This is a genomic window from Kitasatospora sp. NPDC051170, from assembly GCF_044455705.1.
Lineage (GTDB): Bacteria > Actinomycetota > Actinomycetes > Streptomycetales > Streptomycetaceae > Kitasatospora.
This window is the reverse complement of sequence record NZ_JBITFA010000011.1, coordinates 98,545-116,865: the sequence shown is the minus strand read 5'-3', so window position 1 is coordinate 116,865 and position 18,321 is coordinate 98,545. Positions and strand designations below refer to the sequence as shown.

Genomic DNA, 18,321 nt, shown 5'->3' with positions numbered 1-18,321 from the left:
CCCGATGAAGATCGCCACCCGTCTCGCCCCCGGCTGCCGCCCCCGCGGCTGCCGCGCGCCCGCGCGCCGGGTGCTGGGGCGGCGGGTGCGCTACGTGATCGGCTGCGAGCCCGGGCAGGTGCCGGGGCGGCGATGGCGCGTGACACACGGCTGAGCCCAGCCGAGACGACGTCACCGTCATCCGACCCCCTAGGGAATCCACCATGTCCGAGAAGGACCACGAGAAGGACTACCTGCCCGGCGCCCAGGTGCCGGACGCCCGCGGCTACTTCGGCGCGTACGGCGGGCGCTTCATCCCCGAGGCGCTCGTCGCCGCCGTGGAACAGGTCGCCGAGGAGTACGAGAAGGCCAAGAACGACCCGGCCTTCATCGCCGAGCTCGACGGCCTGCTGAAGGACTACACCGGCCGCCCGAGCCCGCTGACCGACGTGCACCGCTTCTCCGCCGAGGCGGGCGGCGCGCGCATCCTGCTCAAGCGCGAGGACCTCAACCACACCGGCTCGCACAAGATCAACAACGTGCTGGGCCAGGCGCTGCTCACCCGGCGCATGGGCAAGACCCGCATCATCGCCGAGACCGGCGCCGGCCAGCACGGCGTGGCCACCGCCACCGCCTGCGCCCTGTTCGGCTTCGACTGCACCATCTACATGGGCGAGGTGGACACCGAGCGCCAGGCGCTCAACGTCGCCCGGATGCGGATGCTCGGCGCCGAGGTCGTGGCCGTCAAGTCCGGCAGCCGCACCCTCAAGGACGCCATCAACGAGGCGTTCCGCGACTGGGTCGCCAACGTCGACTCCACCCACTACCTCTTCGGCACCGTCGCCGGGCCGCACCCCTTCCCGATGATGGTCCGCGACTTCCACCGCGTCATCGGCGTCGAGGCGCGTCAGCAGGTCCTCGACCGCACCGGGCGGCTGCCCGACGCCGTCGTCGCCTGCGTCGGCGGCGGTTCCAACGCGATGGGCATCTTCCACGAGTTCATCCCCGACGCCGGCGTGCGGCTGATCGGCTGCGAGGCCGCCGGCGAGGGCGCCGAGACCCCCAAGCACGCCGCCACCCTCACCAAGGGCGACCCGGGCGTGCTGCACGGCTCCCGCACCTACGTCCTCCAGGACGAGGACGGGCAGACCATCGAGTCGCACTCCATCTCGGCGGGCCTGGACTACCCCGGCGTCGGCCCCGAGCACGCCTGGCTCAAGGACACCGGCCGGGCCGAGTACCGCCCGGTGACCGACGACGCCGCCATGCAGGCCCTGCGGCTGCTCTCCCGCACCGAGGGCATCATCCCGGCCATCGAGAGCGCCCATGCGCTGGCCGGCGCCCTGGAGCTCGGCCGCGAACTCGGGCCGGAGGCCACCATCCTGGTCTCCCTCTCCGGGCGCGGCGACAAGGACATGCACACCGCGGCCGAGTACTTCGGCCTGTACGACGAGCAGGCCGGCGACGCGGCCGACGGGGGTAAGTGACCATGGCTTCCAAGCTCAGCGCGGCACTGGCCGCCGCCAAGGCCGACAACCGCGCCGCCATGATCGGCTACCTGCCGGCCGGCTTCCCGACCGTGGACGGCGGCATCCGGGCGATCAAGGCGCTGCTCGAGGGCGGCTGCGACGTCGTCGAGGTCGGCCTGCCGCACTCCGACCCGGTCCTGGACGGCGCCGTCATCCAGACCGCCGACGACATCGCCCTGCGCGGCGGCGTGAGGATCAAGGACGTGCTGCGCACCGTCCGCGAGGTCGCCGAGGCGCACCCCGAGGCGGCGGTGCTGGTCATGACGTACTGGAACCCGGTCGACCGCTACGGCGTGGCGCGCTTCGCCGCCGACCTGGCCGCCGCGGGCGGCGCGGGCTGCATCCTGCCGGACCTGCCGGTGGAGGAGTCCGAGGAGTGGCGCAAGGCGGCGGGCGAGCATGGGCTGGACACCGTGTTCGTGGTCGCCCCCAGCAGCAAGGACGCGCGCCTGGCGGAGGTCACGGCGGCGGGCAGCGGCTTCGTGTACGCGGCCGCGGTCATGGGCGTCACCGGCACCCGCAGCGCGGTCGGCTCGCTGGCCGAGGACCTGGTCGCCCGCACCCGGGCCGTCACCGACCTGCCGGTCTGCGTGGGCCTGGGCGTCTCCGACGCCGTGCAGGCCGCCGAGGTCGCCCGGTTCGCGGACGGCGTGATCGTCGGCTCGGCCTTCGTGAAGCGGATCCTCGCGGCGGACGGGGACGAGGCCGCGGCGCTCGACTCCGTCCGGGCCCTGGCCGGCGAGCTGGCCGCCGGGGTGCGCCGGAGCTGAATCCCCCGAGTTCGAAACGGCCCGCCGCTTCCCCGTGAAGCGGCGGGCCGTCGGCGTTGTGACACGCCGTCGTCAAGGCGGGCGGGGGCCCCGAACGGGTGAAGAGCGGCGGGGACACGCATCAGGCGGGGTTGACCGGCGTTGAGTGGAGGGACGAGTGCACGAACGACGGGCGTGAGGCCCGGTGGGCGAGCGGAAGGGGCGAGCCGGTGGCGGGTTGGCATCGGGCCGTGATGCTGCGGGCGGCCGCCGCCGCGCTGGCCCTCGGGGCGGCGGTCGGGGCGCACACCGAAGTGGGGAACGCACTGGCCAAGCGGGCCGCCGAACGGGCCGAGCGGGACGCGGTGGCCTGCGCCGAGGCGGCCCGCTGGGACGCCGCGGACCGGGCCGCGCACCCGCACCACGAGAGCCGCGCCGACCTGCTGGACACCGTGCGGCCCTCCTCCTGCCGCTAGGGCGGACCAGCAGGCACGAGGCGAACGGGTGTTCGCGGAATTCGGACGCATCGTCATGAACCGTCACCCGTACGGCGGAATTCCCGAAAACGGAGGAACCGCCCTTCATCCCTTACGGTTCACCAGCACGTGAACGAGTTTCCCGAGGGGGGTTCCCTGATGGCCGGCCCGGCAGCAGAGCGCGACGACGCGGCACCCCCGCCGGCCGCGCGGTGGCGGGCGGACCAGGAGTGGAGCCGCTGGCTCGGCCTCGCCGTCCGGCTGGGCCTCGCCGTCGTCTGGGGCTGGGCCGGACTGGCCAAGATCTCCGACCCGGCCGAGGCCGCCCAGGCCGTACGGGCCTTCGAGATCCTGCCCGAGGGCCTGGTCAAGCCGGTCGGCTACGGCCTGCCCTTCCTGGAGCTGGCCCTCGCCCTGCTGCTGGTGATCGGCCTGGGCGTGCGGATCGTCGCGGCCGTCTCCGCGGTGCTGCTGCTCGCCTTCATCGCCGGGATCGCCTCCGCCTGGGCCCGCGGCATCTCGATCGACTGCGGCTGCTTCGGCGGCGGCGGACACGTCGACGAGTCCCAGACGAAGTACCTCCAGGAGATCCTGCGCGACACCGGCTTCCTGCTCCTCGCCGGGTGGCTGCTGTGGCGGCCCCGCACCCGGCTCTCCGCGGACGGCTGGCTGGCGAGCTGACCGGCGCCCGCACGACCCCACCTCCCCGCCCCACCCGACGAAGGCCCTCCCGACCGTGGATGTCAAGGCAATGAGCGACAAGAACCAAGAAGGCAAGCGCACCGCCCGCGAGCGGATGCAGGAGCAGCGGGTGGCCGAGGAGGCCGCGGCGAAGCGCAGGAAGAAGCTGATCGTCGGCGGCGCCGTCCTCGCCGTCATCGCCGCCGCCGTGATCACCGGCGTGGTGGTGCAGAACCAGCGCTCCAAGCCCGAGACCCCGACCGCCGCCCCGGCCGGCACGATCGGCGACAAGAACCTCGTCATCCCTGTCGGCGCGAGCAACGCGCCCGCCGTCCTCACCGTCTACGAGGACCCGCGTTGCCCCGCCTGCGGCATCTTCGAGCGCGAATTCTCCTCCACCATCGACCAGTTGGAGGACGCCGGGAAGATCTACACCAACTACCACCTGGTCTCGTTCATCGACCGGGCCGTCCCCGGCAAGGGCTCCAAGATCGGCGCCAACGCGCTCGCCTGCGCCCAGGACGCCGGGCACTTCCGCGACTTCCACGACGTGGTCTACCGCAACCAGCCGGACGAGACCAACGACGCCTTCGGCGACAAGGCCGTCCTCCTGAGCCTCGCCAAGCAGGTCAACGGGCTGGACACCCCGGAGTTCCAGGCCTGCGTCAACGACCGGAAGTACGGCGGATGGGTGTCCTCCGTCCAGCAGGACTTCGACAAGTCCAGCTACAAGTCGACCCCGACCGTGCTGCTCAACGGCCAGCCGATCTACCCCAAGAACGGCAACGACGAGATCACCCCGGCGAACCTGGCGAAGTGGGTGGACGCCGCCAACCAGGGCAAGCAGCTCGGCACGCCCGGCTCGCACGGCCAGACCCCGGCGCCCACCAGCGCCACCACCGAGGCCAACAACCCCTCCCCGACCGCCGGCTGACCACGAGGACCTTCCTCGCGCCGACCGGACCGCGCCGCCGTCCCCTCCCCGTCCGGAGGGGGCGGCGGCGCCTGTTGTTCGAGTTCTGTGACCCCTGGGGTGTCCGGCACGGCCCGGGGACCCTGTAGCGTCGGAACCGCCATGGATATCGCCTACATTCCCAGCCCGTCGCGGGGCGTCCTCTACCTCGGACCGATCCCGCTGCGCGCCTACGCCTTCTGCATCATCCTCGGTGTCGTCGCCGCCGTCTGGCTCGGCAGCAAGCGCTGGGTCGCCCGGGGCGGTGGCAAGCACACCGTCGGTGACATCGCCGTCTGGGCCGTGCCGTTCGGCCTGGTCGGCGGCCGGCTCTACCACGTGATCACCGACGGTGGCCGGCTGTACTTCGCCGAGGGGAAGAACCCCTGGGACGCCCTCAAGATCTGGGAGGGCGGCCTCGGCATCTGGGGCGCCATCGCGCTGGGCGCGGTCGGCGCCTGGATCGGCGCCCGCCGCCGGGGTGTCCCGCTGCCCGCGTACGCCGACGCCATCGCGCCGGGCATCGCGCTCGCGCAGGCGCTGGGCCGCTGGGGCAACTACTTCAACCAGGAGCTGTACGGGAAGTCGACCACGCTGCCCTGGGGCCTGGAGATCGACAAGACCCTCCCGAGCGGCGAGGTCGTCAAGGGCGTCTTCCACCCGACCTTCCTGTACGAGTCGCTCTGGTGCGTCGGCGTCGCGCTGCTGGTGATCTGGGCGGACAGGCGCTGGAAGCTCGGCCACGGGCGGGCGTTCGCGCTGTACGTGGCCGCGTACACGGTGGGCCGCTTCTGGACGGAGTGGCTGCGGATCGACGAGGCGCACGTCTACCTCGGGCTGCGGCTCAACGACTGGGTCTCGATCGCGGTGTTCCTGGGCGCGGTGGCGTACCTGGTGATCGTGGGCAGGAAGCGCCCCGGCCGGGAGGACCCGGCGAGCATCGACCCGGCGGCGAACGCGGAGGCGGCGGCTGCGGCGGCCGTGAAGGCTGCGGAGAAGACGGCCGAGAAGAGCGCCGAGAAGAGCAGCGATAAGAGCACCGAGAAGGCTTCCGGGGACAAGGGCAAGGGCGAGGAAAAGGCTGAGGACAAGCCCCTCGAGAAGACCGAGAAGGCCGAGAAGGCCGAGAAGGCCGTCGAGAACCCGATCTGACCTGGGAGTTCCCCGCAACCGAGGCCACCCTTCGCAAGGAATGCGAAGGGTGGCCTCACTGCTGTTCGGACAGCCTTACTTTGCTGGAAGTGCCCAGGTCAGAGGGGCTACGGTCACCTCGGACGAATCGAAGACGGAGGGGAAACACCGTGAGCGCGACCACCTTGGAGACCGAGGCCGGACAGCACCCCCGGATACCCGCGGCCGACCACCACCGGGACGTCAACGGGGGCTGGCTGCGGCCGGCGGTGTTCGGTGCCGTGGACGGACTGGTGTCGAACTTCGCGCTGATGACCGGTGTGGTCGGCGGCGCGGCCTCCAACGGCACGGTGATCCTGACGGGCCTGGCGGGCCTGGTGGCGGGCGCCTGCTCGATGGCGGCGGGGGAGTACACCTCGGTGGCCTCCCAGAGCGAGCTGGTGCAGGCGGAGATCGAGGCCGAGCGGCTGGAGCTGAGCCGCAACCCGCAGGGGGAGCTGGCCGAGCTGGCGCAGGTGTACATCGCGCGCGGGGTGGAGCCGGAGCTGGCCCACGAGGTGGCGCGGCAGCTGTCCGCCGACCCGGAGTCGGCGCTGGAGGTGCACGCCCGCGAGGAGCTGGGCATCGACCCCAACGACCTGCCCTCGCCGCTGGTCGCCGCCTCCTCCTCCTTCCTGTGCTTCGCGCTCGGCGCGCTGCTGCCGCTGCTGCCGTACCTGCTCGGCGCGACCACCCTGCTGCCCGCGCTGGCGCTGGCCGCGCTGGGCCTGTTCGCCTGCGGCGCGGTGGTGGCCCGGGTGACGGCGCGCAGCTGGTGGTTCAGCGGGACGCGGCAGCTGGTGCTGGGCGCGGCCGCCGCCGGGGTCACGTACCTGCTCGGATGGCTCATCGGCGGGCACGTGGGATGATCCGGATCTCTGCATGACTATGCCGGGCAGTGCGTGACGTTCCACACACGGGCGTCGCGAAGCGCCCGGCATAGTCTCACCATCCGGGCTGCTGGGCCGGTGATTCGCAACCGTCGCGAGCCCCCGGGGATGGATTCGCAGGCGCTCTTGATCCACTCCGGTTGCGTTCCGGTTTCACCCCTGTTTCAGGCGGTGCACCGTTGGGCACAATCGTCGAGGCGTGCACTGTGGCACGTCCTCTTCGCACTCTCCCTGACCTGCGCGTCCGTCCGCCATGTGGACGGGATATTCCGCTTCTCGGGATCGTGGGCATCATGTAACCAGCACATGTAACCAGCACGACACCGCACCATCGCATCAGGGCCAACGTCGTCCCTACTTGCACCAACTTGTTGAAAGACGACGACGGGAGAGCCGATGCTGTCTGCATCCATGCACTCCGCCAACGAGCACCGGGACGGCGCCGCGCGCCAGCCCTACGCGCTCGTGCCGGATGCGCGACCTGCTGCTCAGGGCCTGTACGACCCGCGAAACGAGCACGACGCCTGTGGCGTCGGTTTCGTCGCCACGCTGACCGGCACCGCCGACCACACCGTCGTCGAGCAGGCGCTGACCGTCCTGCGCAACCTGGAGCACCGCGGCGCCACCGGCGCCGAGCCCGACTCCGGCGACGGCGCGGGCATCCTCACCCAGATCCCGGACGCCTTCCTGCGCGAGAAGGCCGGCTTCGAGCTCCCCGCGGCCGGCTCCTACGCCGTCGGCATCGCCTTCCTGCCCGACGAGGACGCGGCCGACGCCGCCGCCGTCGCGAAGATCGAGGCCATCGCGGCAGAGGAGGACCTCACCGTCCTCGGCTGGCGCGACGTCCCGGTCACCCCGGACCTGCTCGGCAGCACCGCCCGAAGCGTGATGCCCCGCTTCCGGCAGGTCTTCCTCGGCAAGGACGGGCTGGCCGGCATCGAGCTGGACCGCGTCGCCTTCGTCGTCCGCAAGCGGGCCGAGCGCGAGGCCGGGGTGTACTTCCCCTCGCTGTCCGCGCGCACCATCGTCTACAAGGGCATGCTGACCACCGGCCAGCTGGAGCCCTTCTTCCCCGACCTGTCGGACCGCACCTACGCCTCCGCCATCGGCCTGGTGCACTCGCGGTTCTCCACCAACACCTTCCCGAGCTGGCCGCTCGCCCACCCGTACCGGTTCGTCGCCCACAACGGCGAGATCAACACGGTCAAGGGCAACCGCAACTGGATGAGCGCCCGCGAGTCGCAGCTGGCGACGGACCTGATCCCGGGCGACCTCAGCCGGATCTTCCCGATCTGCACCCCGGACCACTCCGACTCCGCCTCCTTCGACGAGGTCCTGGAGCTGCTCCACCTCGGCGGCCGCTCGCTGCCGCACTCGGTGCTGATGATGATCCCGGAGGCGTGGGAGAACCACGCCACCATGGACCCGGCCCGCCGCGCCTTCTACCAGTACCACTCCAACCTGATGGAGCCCTGGGACGGCCCGGCCTGCGTCACCTTCACCGACGGCACCCAGGTCGGCGCCGTCCTCGACCGCAACGGTCTGCGCCCCGCCCGCTACTGGATCACCGAGGACGGCCTCGTCGTCCTCTCCTCCGAGGTCGGCGTGCTCGACCTCGACCAGGAGAAGATCACCAAGAAGGGCCGCCTCCAGCCCGGCCGGATGTTCCTCGTCGACACCGCCGAGGGCCGCATCGTCGAGGACGAGGAGATCAAGTCCGCCCTCGCCGCCGAGCACCCGTACGCGGAGTGGGTCGACGGCGGGCAGATCCAGCTCGCCAAGCTCCCCGAGCGCGAGCACATCGCCCACACCCACGCCTCCGTCACCCGCCGCCAGCAGACCTTCGGCTACACCGAGGAGGAGCTGCGCGTCATCCTCGCGCCGATGGCCCGCACCGGCGGTGAGGCCCTCGGCTCGATGGGCACCGACTCGCCGATCGCCGCACTCAGCGAGAAGCCGCGCCTGCTGTTCGACTACTTCGTGCAGCTCTTCGCGCAGGTCACCAACCCGCCGCTGGACGCCATCCGCGAGGAGCTCGTCACCTCGCTGCTGTCCAACCTCGGCCCCGAGGGCAACCTGCTGGCCGCCGAGGCCGCCGCCTGCCGCTCCGTCGGCATCACCTTCCCGGTGATCGACAACGACGAGCTGGCCAAGCTCGTCCACATCAACCACGACGGCGACCAGCCCGGCCTCAAGGCCGTCACCCTGTCCGGCCTGTACCGGGTCGCCTCCGGCGGCGAGGGCCTGGCCTCCCGCCTGGCCGAGATCGCCGCCGAGGCGGACGCCGCCATCGCCGACGGCGCCCGGATCATCGTGCTCTCCGACCGGCACTCCGACGCCGAGCACGCCCCGATCCCCTCGCTGCTGCTCACCTCCGCCGTCCACCACCACCTCATCCGCACCAAGCAGCGCACCCAGGTGTCGCTGCTGGTCGAGGCCGGTGACGTCCGCGAGGTGCACCACGTCGCGCTGCTGATCGGCTACGGCGCCGGCGCGGTCAACCCGTACCTGGCGATGGAGTCCGTCGAGGACCTCGTCGCCCAGGGGGTGTTCATCGAGGGCGTCGAGCCCGAGAAGGCCATCAAGAACCTGATCAAGGCGCTCGGCAAGGGCGTGCTCAAGGTGATGTCCAAGATGGGCATCTCCACCGTCGCCTCCTACCGCGGCGCCCAGGTCTTCGAGGCCATCGGCCTCTCCCAGGACCTCGTCGACGGCTACTTCGCCGGCACCACCACCAAGCTCGGCGGCATCGGCCTGGAGGAGATCGCCCGCGAGACCGCCGCCCGCCACGCCAAGGCGTACCCGGCCTCCGGCATCCCCGCCGCGCACCGCGCGCTGGACATCGGCGGCGAGTACCAGTGGCGCCGCGAGGGCGAGCCGCACCTGTTCGACCCGGACACCGTCTTCCGGCTCCAGCACTCCACCCGCAACCGCCGGTACGACATCTTCAAGCAGTACACCGACCGGGTCAACGAGCAGTCCGAGCGCCTGATGACGCTGCGCGGCCTGTTCCAGCTGGACGGCCTCGGCCGCGCGCCGATCCCCGTCGAGGAGGTCGAGCCGGTCTCCGAGATCGTCAAGCGCTTCTCCACCGGCGCCATGTCCTACGGCTCCATCTCCCGCGAGGCCCACGAGACCCTCGCCGTCGCGATGAACCGCCTCGGCGGCAAGTCCAACACCGGCGAGGGCGGCGAGGACCCGGACCGCCTGTACGACCCCGAGCGCCGCTCGGCGATCAAGCAGGTCGCCTCCGGCCGCTTCGGCGTCACCTCCGAGTACCTCGTCAACGCCGACGACATCCAGATCAAGATGGCCCAGGGCGCCAAGCCCGGTGAGGGCGGCCAGCTGCCCGGCCACAAGGTCTACCCGTGGGTCGCCGCGACGCGGCACTCCACCCCGGGCGTCGGCCTGATCTCCCCGCCGCCGCACCACGACATCTACTCCATCGAGGACCTCGCCCAGCTCATCCACGACCTCAAGAACGCCAACCCGGCGGCCCGCATCCACGTGAAGCTGGTCTCCGAGGTCGGCGTCGGCACGGTCGCGGCGGGTGTCTCCAAGGCCCACGCCGACGTCGTCCTCGTCTCCGGGCACGACGGCGGCACCGGCGCCTCCCCGCTCACCTCGCTCAAGCACGCGGGCGGCCCCTGGGAGCTCGGCCTCGCCGAGACCCAGCAGACCCTGCTGCTCAACGGGCTGCGCGACCGCATCGTCGTCCAGACCGACGGCCAGCTCAAGACCGGCCGCGACGTGGTCATCGCCGCGCTGCTCGGCGCCGAGGAGTTCGGCTTCGCCACCGCGCCGCTCGTCGTCTCCGGCTGCATCATGATGCGCGTCTGCCACCTGGACACCTGCCCCGTCGGCGTCGCCACCCAGAACCCGGTGCTGCGCGAGCGCTTCTCCGGCAAGCCCGAGTTCGTCGTCAACTTCTTCGAGTTCATCGCCGAGGAGGTCCGGGAGATCCTGGCCTCCCTGGGCTTCCGCTCGATCGAGGAGGCCGTCGGCCACGCCGAGCACATCGACGCCCGCTCCGCGATCGACCACTGGAAGGCCGCCGGCCTCGACCTGGCCCCGCTCTTCCACGTGCCGGCCCTGCCCGAGGGCGCCGCCCGCCACCGCACCACCAGCCAGGACCACTCGCTCGACAAGGCCCTGGACAACCAGCTCATCGAGCTCGCCGAGGACGCCCTGGAGCGCGGCGAGGCCGTGCGCATCCAGCTGCCCATCCGCAACGTCAACCGCACGGTCGGCACCATGCTCGGCCACCAGGTCACCAAGCGGTACCGGGGCGAGGGCCTGCCGGAGGGGACCATCGACGTCACCTTCACCGGCTCCGCCGGGCAGTCCTTCGGCGCCTTCCTGCCGCGCGGCATCACCCTGCGCCTGGAGGGCGACGCCAACGACTACGTCGGCAAGGGCCTCTCCGGCGGCGTGGTGATCGTGCGCCCGGCCCGCGAGGCCGCGGCCATCGGCAACGACGCCCAGAACCACGTCATCGCCGGCAACACCATCGGCTACGGCGCCACCTCGGGCCGGATCCACCTGCGCGGCAAGGCCGGTGAGCGCTTCGCCGTCCGCAACTCCGGCGCCACCCTCGTCGTCGAGGGCGTCGGCGACCACGGCCTGGAGTACATGACCGGCGGCCGGGTCGTCGTCCTCGGCGAGACCGGACGCAACCTCGCGGCCGGCATGTCCGGCGGCATCGCGTACGTCCTCGACCTGCGCCCCGCCAACGTCAACGAGGGCCAGGTGGGCATCGAGGCCCCCACCGCCGCCGACCGTGACTGGCTGCGCGAGACCGTGCAGCAGCACTACGAGGAGACCGGCTCCACCGTCGCCGCCGAACTCCTGGCCGACTGGGGCGGCGGGGTCTCCCGCTTCTCCAAGATCATGCCGACCGACTACAAGGCCGTGCTCGCCGCCAAGGAGGCCGCCGAGCGTGACGGCCTCTCCGAGGCCGAGACCACCGCGAAGATGATGGAGGCGGCAAATGGCTGACCCCAAGGGCTTCCTGACCACGCCCAAGCAGCTGGCCGAGCGCCGCCCGGTCGACGTCCGGCTCAAGGACTGGAACGAGGTCTACGTCGAGCGCAGCCTCCTGCCGATCATCACCAAGCAGGCCGGCCGCTGCATGGACTGCGGCATCCCGTTCTGCCACAACGGCTGCCCGCTGGGGAACCTCATCCCCGAGTGGAACGACCTCGCCTACCGCGAGGACTTCACCGGGGCCATCGAGCGCCTCCACGCCACCAACAACTTCCCGGAGTTCACCGGGCGGCTGTGCCCGGCGCCCTGCGAGTCCGCGTGCGTCCTCGGCATCAACCAGGACGCGGTGACCATCAAGAACGTCGAGGTCACCATCATCGACAAGGCGTGGGACCGCGGCGGGGTCACCCCGCAGGTGCCCGAGCGCCTCTCCGGCAAGACCGTCGCCGTCGTCGGCTCCGGCCCGGCCGGCCTGGCCGCCGCCCAGCAGCTCACCCGGGCCGGGCACACCGTGGTCGTGTACGAGCGAGCCGACCGCATCGGCGGGCTGCTGCGCTACGGCATCCCCGAGTTCAAGATGGAGAAGCGGCACATCAACCGCCGCGTCGAGCAGATGCGCGCCGAGGGCACCCGCTTCCGTACCGGCGTGCACGTCGGCGAGGACATCACCGGGCAGCAGCTGCGCGAGCGCTTCGACGCCGTCGTCGTCGCCGCCGGCGCCACCACCGCCCGCGACCTGCCGGTGCCCGGGCGCGAACTCAAGGGCGTCCACCAGGCCATGGAGTACCTGCCGCTGGCCAACAAGGTGCAGGAGGGCGACTTCGTCGAGTCCCCGATCAGCGCCAAGGGCAAGCACGTCGTGGTCATCGGCGGCGGCGACACCGGCGCGGACTGCGTCGGCACCGCCCACCGCCAGGGCGCCGCCTCCGTCACCCAGCTGGAGATCATGCCCCGGCCGGGCGAGGACCGCCCCGGCAACCAGCCCTGGCCCACCATGCCGATGACGTACAAGGTCACCTCCGCGCACGAGGAGGGCGGCGAGCGGATCTACTCCGTCTCCACCACCCACTTCTCCGGCGACGAGGACGGCAACGTCCAGGAGCTCCACCTCGTCGAGGTCGAGTTCAAGGACGGCCGCTTCGAGCAGGTGCCCGGCACCGAGCGGGCCGTCCCCGCGCAGCTCGTCACCCTGGCCATGGGCTTCACCGGCACGGACGTGCGGAACGGCCTGGTGGAGCAGCTGGGAGTGGACCTCGACGCGCGCGGTAATATTGGCCGCGACGGCCGGTTCGCCACCAATGTCGATGGCGTGTACGTCTGCGGAGACGCCGGCCGTGGCCAGTCGCTGATCGTCTGGGCCATCGCGGAGGGCCGCTCGGCCGCCGCGGCGGTGGACAAGTACCTCGGCGGCAAGACCCCGCTTCCCGCGCCGATCCGGCCCACCGACCGCCCCCTGGTGGTCTGAGACCGCCCCTCGGTGGTCTGACGGGCCCCGGACGCTCCGACCGGCCCACCCCCCGAACCCCCGGCGCCGCATCGCCGGGAGCTCAACCCGCTGCCCCCGTCAGAGTCGCCGGGCCAACGCGGTCTCCTGGCGCCTGCCCTCTTCCCCGACCAGTTGGAGGGCGGGCGCCGACGCGTTCCCTGGTTCTCTTGGTGTTCCTGTGGTGTTCGCCGTACCCGAATGTGCCCCAACTCTCAGGGAACTTTCAGCGGTTGGCGCTACCGTGGACACCTTTCCTACGTGACTCGGCCAGTCGGCGCCGAACGGGCTGTCGTTCGTCGGTGCCAGGTGGCAGACTGCCGCCGACGGCCGGGGGGCTGCGCGAGTGCGGAGGTTGAGTTCGATGGGCACCACTCAGGCAGGCGGAGGCGCGACCGTACGGCGCCTGTTGCTCGGCACCCAGCTGCGCAAACTCCGCGAGGCCAGAGGAGTCAGCCGCGAGGAGGCCGGGTACTCGATCCGGGCCTCCGAATCCAAGATCAGCAGGATGGAACTCGGCCGCGTCGGCTTCAAGGAACGCGACGTCGCCGACCTGCTCACCCTGTACGGCGTCGAGGCCGAGCACGAGCGCGCCACCGTCCTCGGACTCGTGCGCGACGCCAACGCCACCTCCTGGTGGCACGAGTACGGCGACGTGCTGCCCGCCTGGTTCCAGAACTACGTCGGGCTGGAAGAGGCCGTCTCCGAGATCCAGAGCTACGAGGTCCAGTTCGTCCACGGCCTCCTCCAGACCGCCGAGTACGCCCGCGCCGTCATCACCGCCGGCGGCCACGTCACCGAGGCCGAGGAGATCGAGCGCCGCGTCGAACTGCGGCTCAAGCGCCAGGCCCTGCTCACCTGCGACCACGCGCCCCGGCTCGTCGCCGTCCTCGACGAGGCCGCGCTGCGCCGGCCCTGGGGCGGGCCCGAGCTGATGTGCACCCAGATCGAGCGCCTCCTCGACCTCGCCGACCTGCCCAACGTCCGCCTCCAGGTGATGCCCTTCGGCTCGGCCGGGCTCAGCGCCGAGGTCGGCGCGTTCACCCTCCTCGGCTTCGCCGAACCCGACCTCGCCGACGTCGTCTACCTGGAGCAGTTCACCACCGCGCTCTACCTCGACAAGCCCGCCGAGGTCGCCGAGTACCGGCACGCCATGGGCAACCTGCTCGCCGACAGCCTCAGCCCCGAGGTCAGCCGGGACCTGCTGCACACGGTGCGCAAGGAGCTGTGACGGGGGTTTGCTTGTCAGGGCGCCGTCAGGTGGCTGCCAGGCCGCTGTCGGGCCGTTCTCGGGCCGTTCTCAGGCCGCGGTGCGGGCCTCGCGGCGGTAGCCGCCCGGGGCCTGGCCGAACTCCCGCTTGAACGCCTTCGCGAAGGCGTACTCCGAGCCGTACCCCGTCTGCGCCGCCACCGCCGTCAGCGGCGCCTCCGACTCGCGCAGCAGCCGGGCGGCGGTGGTCATCCGCCAGCGGGTCAGGTACGACATGGGCGGCTCGCCCACCATCGAGGTGAACCGGCGGGCGAAGGCCGCCCGGGACAGACCCGCCCGGCCCGCCAGCGACTCCACCGTCCACGGCACGGCCGGGGACTCGTGGATCGCCGACAGCGCCGGGGCCACCGCCGCGTCCCGCAGCGCGGCCGCCCAGCCGGCGGCCGAAGCGGCGGGCTGGTCCTCGATCCAGGCGCGCAGGATGTACAGCAGCAGCGCGTCGATCAGGGCCGGGACGATGCCCGTCGAACCGATCCTCGGATTCTCCAGCTCGGCGCCCAACAGCTGGACGGCGGCGGCGAGTTGGGGGTGACGGCCGTGCCGGGTCTCCAGGTGGATCAGGGCCGGGAGCTGGCCGACCATCGGGTGCGGGCGGCCCTGGTCCAGGTGGTAGTTGCCGCACAGCAGGCTGGCGCGGGCGCCGCCACCGCCTTCGAGGCCACCGATACCCCTGGTGCCGACGCTCACGGTGCCGATCGGCAGGCCCGCATCCACCGGGCAGGACAGGGCGTCCACCGGCGGGGAGTCCGGGTGGTCCGCCAGGACGTGGCCGCCGCCGTCGCGCAGGAACACCACGTCGCCCGGGCTGAGCGCCACCGGCGCGAAGCCGGCCCCGGGAGCCGGGAGGAGCCAGCAGGTGCCGTACAGCACCACGTGGAACCCGGCCCCCAGCACCGGGGGCAGGCGCATGGCCCACGGCGCGCGGCCCTCGGTACGGACGGAGGACGGGTGCGCCGTCCGCATCGAGGCCAGCGCCTCGCTCAGGATGTCCACGGCCCGGCCCCCTTGTTCTCGGCTATTCGACGGTCAGGACGACCTTGCCCTGGACGGTACCCGAGCCGACCAGCTCGTGGGCCCGCCCGGCCTCGGCCAGGGGGAAGGTCGCGGACACGTGCGGGCGGATCGCGCCGCTGTCGACCAGCGCGGCGACGGCCTCCAGGGCGGCGTAGTCCGGCTCGACGGAGACGCCCGCGAAGCGCCGGCCGGCCGCCTCGACCTCGGCGGCGAGCTCCTGGTTCCAGTGCTCCATGATGCTCACCAGCACGCCGCCGGGCTTGAGCACCTCGAGGGAGCGGGTGCCCGAGGAGGAGGAGTCGAAGACGACGTCCACGTCCTTCACCGCCTCGGTGTAGTCCGTGGCGCGGTAGTCGATCACCTCGTCGGCGCCCAGCTCCCGCAGGAAGGCGTGCTTGGGCTCGCTGGCCAGCGCGATCACGTACGCGCCACGGGACTTGGCGATCTGCACGGCGAAGTGGCCGACGCCGCCCGCCGCGCGGTGGACCAGCACCCGGTCGCCCTCGCCGATGCCCGCCAGGTCCACCAGGCCCTGCCAGGCGGTCAGCACGGCCAGCGGCAGCGCGGCGGCCTGCACATGGTCCAACGAGGCGGGCTTACGGGCCAGTTGGCGAGAGGGCGCGGCCACGTACTCGGCGTACCCGCCGGCCGCCCGCGGGAAGAACGGCATCCCGTACACCTCCTCGCCCACCCGGTACCGCGCCCCCGGCCCGGCCTCCTCGACCACCCCCGACACGTCCCACCCCACCGTGAACTCCGGCTCCCCCAGCAGCGGAAACGCCCCCGACCGCACCGCCACGTCCACCGGATTCACCCCGGCCGCCCTCACCCGCACCAGCACCTCGCCGCTCAACGGCTTCGGCCGCTCCACCTCGGCGACCTCCAGCACCTCGGGCCCGCCGAACTCCTTCTGCACGATGGCACGCATCGCGTCCCTCCCTCGTCTCGTCGTTTCGTCCTTCGCGATGGATCCAACGGTAGGGAGGGAAGACGAGCCGATGAATATCCTCCAGTCTCCGAAAGATGTCCTGTCGTCTCGCCCCACGAGCGTCCCGGACACGGCGAGGCGCCGCCAGGTCGGGGACCTGGCGGCGCCTCGGGTGCTGTGACTAGAACACCGGCTGGCCGGCGCGGACGAGGCGCCAGGAGTTGGTGAAGAAGTCGGCGGGGTCGATGACGCCCTTGGCCTTGACCCAGGCGATCATGGTGTTGCGGATCTCGTCGGAGTTCGACCAGACCAGCTGGGCCTTCGCCACGTGGGGGAAGTTGCCGCCGCCGTTGGCGCGGTAGTTGTTGACCGCGAGGACGAACTGGGCGGCCGGGTCGATCGGCTTGCCCTGGAACGACAGGTTGACGATCCGCGAGCCCTTGGGCTGGGCGACGTCGATGTCGTAGCTCAGGCCGTAGACCGAGTCGTAGTTGTAGTCCGGGGTGGACTCGGCGCCGGTCAGGGCGTCCTTGTCGACCGGGGCGCCCACGGCGAGCTGGTTGTAGTACTTCGCCGAGAACTCCAGGTAGTCCTTGAGCTGGGCGCCCGTCAGGATGCGGGCCTCCATGGTGTTCTCGTAGATGTACAGGCCCGCCGCGTCGCGCAGCTTGACCTGGCCCGAGGGGATCACCGCGGTGCGGTTGAACGGCGCGGCCTGGGCCAGCACCGGCAGGTTGGCGTACTGCCCGCCCGCCAGGGCCGCCTTCACCGCGTCGGCCTGGACCTTGCCGATGAGGTCGATGATCGGGGTCGCCTTGAAGCGCGACTCCGCGATCGACAGCTCGATCTTGCTGGTGCCGATGTTCTGGTTGACGTACGCCACGACCTTCTTGTGCTGGCCGACGAGCGCGTCGGTGATCTCCGGGTTCTCCGGCACCGTGTTGGAGTTCAGCACCCGGGAGGAGACCGAGGAGACCTTCCAGTGACCGCCGACGAACTCCACGTCGAAGTCGAAGCAGCTCAGGCGCTGGCCCCAGCACAGCGGCTCGGACAGGACGACCGTCTTGCCGGTCTTCTTGTTGACGATCAGGCGCTGCGCCACCTCCTTGTGGGTGTGGCCGACGAGCACCGCGTCGATGTCCGCGACGGTCTCGGCCATCTCGCCGGAGGCGTCCTCGGGCCAGGGCAGCTGGTCGCCGTAGGTGGTGGCCTCGTCGATGCCGGAGTGGGCGGAGACGACGATGACGTCCGCGCCGGCGGCCTTCATCCGGGGCACGTACTTGGCGGCGGTCTCGACGATGCCGGGGAAGATCATTTTGCCGCTGACGTTGGCCTTGTCCCAGATCGCGATGCCCGGGTTGGTCAGGCCGAGGATGCCGACGCGCAGCGGCTTGTCCTCGTCCAGCCAGATCTCCTTGATCACGTACGGCTTGAAGGCCGGCTTCTCGTTCTTCGCGTGCAGGGCGTTGGCGCCCAGCAGCGGGAACTCGCACTGGTCCTCGAACGCCTTCACGGTCGGGATGCCGTAGTTGAACTCGTGGTTGCCCAGCGCGGCGGCGTCGTAGCCCATGAGGTTCATGGCGACGGCCATCGGGTGGTCCGGCACGGTGTCCGCGTCGGTGGCGATCGGCTCGACCCGGGCGTAGTAGTACGTCAGCTGGGTGCCCTGGATGATGTCACCGGAGTCGATGAGCAGACAGCGGTCCCAGCCCTTCTCCTCGCGGACCTGGTTGGCCAGGGTCGAGATCTTGGCGAGGCCGACCGCGTTGTGGGCCTTGTCGACGTACTCGGCGTCGGTGAAGTAGTCCCAGTTGAGCACCCGGCCGTGGAGGTCGGTGGTGCCCATGACGGTGAAGGACTGCTTGCGGCCCTGGTGCTTCTTGTCGTCCTTGGCGCCCTTGGCCGCCGTGCTCGGCTCGGCGGCCGCGGCGGGAGCGGCGGCGGCGACGACGGCCCCGCCGGCCAGGGCGGCGCCGGCGGCGGTGGCGGCGGACCGGGTGACGAAGTCACGGCGGTTGAGGGACATGGATGAATCTCCCGGGTGGGACCGACGGTGAACGAACCGTCAACTGATGTGCCGATGAAAGTGATCGTGGTGCGCCCACGCGCGTTGACGCGCGTAGAAAAGGGGCGCGGGTGGAAGTCTGCCGTGTGGGCCGGGCCGAGGGATAGCCCCCGGACGTTTCCAGCAGGTGAGATCTTGGCGACTCGTTC

Annotated in this window: 14 protein-coding genes; 11 read left to right on the top strand and 3 right to left on the bottom strand. The window is 71.5% G+C overall.

What is annotated here, in order from left to right:
- The first annotated feature begins 4 nt into the window (after positions 1-4).
- From trpM to ACIBCA_RS23035, 11 genes are all read left to right on the top strand, one after another.
- Positions 5-154 (top strand): tryptophan biosynthesis modulator TrpM, encoded by a 150-nt coding sequence (gene trpM, locus ACIBCA_RS23085; RefSeq protein ID WP_167395798.1) that lies wholly within the window; start codon positions 5-7, stop codon positions 152-154.
- 49 nt (positions 155-203) lie between these two features.
- Positions 204-1,466 (top strand): tryptophan synthase subunit beta, encoded by a 1,263-nt coding sequence (trpB, locus tag ACIBCA_RS23080; protein ID WP_396284837.1) that lies wholly within the window; start codon positions 204-206, stop codon positions 1,464-1,466.
- 2 nt (positions 1,467-1,468) lie between these two features.
- Entirely contained in the window at positions 1,469-2,278 is an 810-nt protein-coding gene (trpA, locus tag ACIBCA_RS23075) for a tryptophan synthase subunit alpha (RefSeq protein WP_396284836.1), read from the top strand.
- A gap of 209 nt (positions 2,279-2,487) precedes the next feature.
- Positions 2,488-2,733: a hypothetical protein gene (locus tag ACIBCA_RS23070; protein WP_396284835.1), complete on the top strand. Its 246-nt coding sequence runs from the start codon at positions 2,488-2,490 to the stop codon at positions 2,731-2,733.
- A 129-nt stretch (positions 2,734-2,862) separates the two neighbouring features.
- Positions 2,863-3,414 (top strand): MauE/DoxX family redox-associated membrane protein, encoded by a 552-nt coding sequence (locus tag ACIBCA_RS23065; RefSeq protein WP_396284834.1) that lies wholly within the window; start codon positions 2,863-2,865, stop codon positions 3,412-3,414.
- Between the two features lie 70 nt (positions 3,415-3,484).
- Positions 3,485-4,348: a DsbA family protein gene (locus tag ACIBCA_RS23060; protein WP_396284833.1), complete on the top strand. Its 864-nt coding sequence runs from the start codon at positions 3,485-3,487 to the stop codon at positions 4,346-4,348.
- A 141-nt stretch (positions 4,349-4,489) separates the two neighbouring features.
- A complete protein-coding gene (gene lgt, locus ACIBCA_RS23055) occupies positions 4,490-5,518 on the top strand; it encodes a prolipoprotein diacylglyceryl transferase (protein WP_396284832.1) in 1,029 nt (342 codons plus the stop codon).
- Positions 5,519-5,667: 149 nt separating this feature from the next.
- Entirely contained in the window at positions 5,668-6,405 is a 738-nt protein-coding gene (locus tag ACIBCA_RS23050; RefSeq protein ID WP_396284831.1) for a VIT1/CCC1 transporter family protein, read from the top strand.
- 432 nt (positions 6,406-6,837) lie between these two features.
- Positions 6,838-11,424 carry a glutamate synthase large subunit gene (gene gltB / locus ACIBCA_RS23045; protein ID WP_396285013.1) on the top strand — a complete coding sequence of 1,529 codons (4,587 nt, stop codon included), beginning with the start codon at positions 6,838-6,840 and terminating at the stop codon, positions 11,422-11,424.
- On the top strand, positions 11,417-12,877 hold the full coding sequence (locus ACIBCA_RS23040; protein ID WP_396284829.1) for a glutamate synthase subunit beta: 1,461 nt from the start codon (positions 11,417-11,419) through the stop codon (positions 12,875-12,877). The genes gltB and ACIBCA_RS23040 overlap by 8 nt, the downstream gene beginning before the upstream one ends.
- Positions 12,878-13,259: 382 nt before the next feature.
- A complete protein-coding gene (locus ACIBCA_RS23035) occupies positions 13,260-14,126 on the top strand; it encodes a helix-turn-helix domain-containing protein (protein WP_396284828.1) in 867 nt (288 codons plus the stop codon).
- Between the two features lie 69 nt (positions 14,127-14,195).
- Here ACIBCA_RS23035 and ACIBCA_RS23030 read toward each other — a convergent pair whose 3' ends face one another.
- The 3 genes from ACIBCA_RS23030 to ACIBCA_RS23020 all read right to left on the bottom strand — a co-directional run bounded on the left by ACIBCA_RS23030 (position 14,196) and on the right by ACIBCA_RS23020 (position 18,133).
- Complete coding sequence (locus ACIBCA_RS23030) at positions 14,196-15,158, bottom strand: AraC family transcriptional regulator (protein ID WP_396284827.1); 963 nt, start codon at positions 15,156-15,158, stop codon at positions 14,196-14,198.
- Positions 15,159-15,180: 22 nt separating this feature from the next.
- Entirely contained in the window at positions 15,181-16,107 is a 927-nt protein-coding gene (locus ACIBCA_RS23025; RefSeq protein ID WP_396284826.1) for an NADP-dependent oxidoreductase, read from the bottom strand.
- 181 nt (positions 16,108-16,288) lie between these two features.
- Entirely contained in the window at positions 16,289-18,133 is a 1,845-nt protein-coding gene (locus tag ACIBCA_RS23020) for a bifunctional metallophosphatase/5'-nucleotidase (RefSeq protein WP_396284825.1), read from the bottom strand.
- Positions 18,134-18,321 lie beyond the last annotated feature (188 nt).

Bases quoted from the DNA above. Each gene is read 5' to 3' on its own strand.
- ACIBCA_RS23040 (WP_396284829.1), top strand. From the start codon at position 11,417: ATGGCTGACCCCAAGGGCTTCCTGACCACGCCCAAGCAGCTGGCCGAG.
- trpM (WP_167395798.1), top strand. From the start codon at position 5: ATGAAGATCGCCACCCGTCTCGCCCCCGGCTGCCGCCCCCGCGGCTGC.
- trpA (WP_396284836.1), top strand. From the start codon at position 1,469: ATGGCTTCCAAGCTCAGCGCGGCACTGGCCGCCGCCAAGGCCGACAAC.
- ACIBCA_RS23060 (WP_396284833.1), top strand. From the start codon at position 3,485: ATGAGCGACAAGAACCAAGAAGGCAAGCGCACCGCCCGCGAGCGGATG.
- ACIBCA_RS23035 (WP_396284828.1), top strand. From the start codon at position 13,260: ATGGGCACCACTCAGGCAGGCGGAGGCGCGACCGTACGGCGCCTGTTG.
- gltB (WP_396285013.1), top strand. From the start codon at position 6,838: ATGCACTCCGCCAACGAGCACCGGGACGGCGCCGCGCGCCAGCCCTAC.
- trpB (WP_396284837.1), top strand. From the start codon at position 204: ATGTCCGAGAAGGACCACGAGAAGGACTACCTGCCCGGCGCCCAGGTG.
- lgt (WP_396284832.1), top strand. From the start codon at position 4,490: ATGGATATCGCCTACATTCCCAGCCCGTCGCGGGGCGTCCTCTACCTC.
- ACIBCA_RS23025 (WP_396284826.1), bottom strand. From the start codon at position 16,107: ATGCGTGCCATCGTGCAGAAGGAGTTCGGCGGGCCCGAGGTGCTGGAG.
- ACIBCA_RS23020 (WP_396284825.1), bottom strand. From the start codon at position 18,133: ATGTCCCTCAACCGCCGTGACTTCGTCACCCGGTCCGCCGCCACCGCC.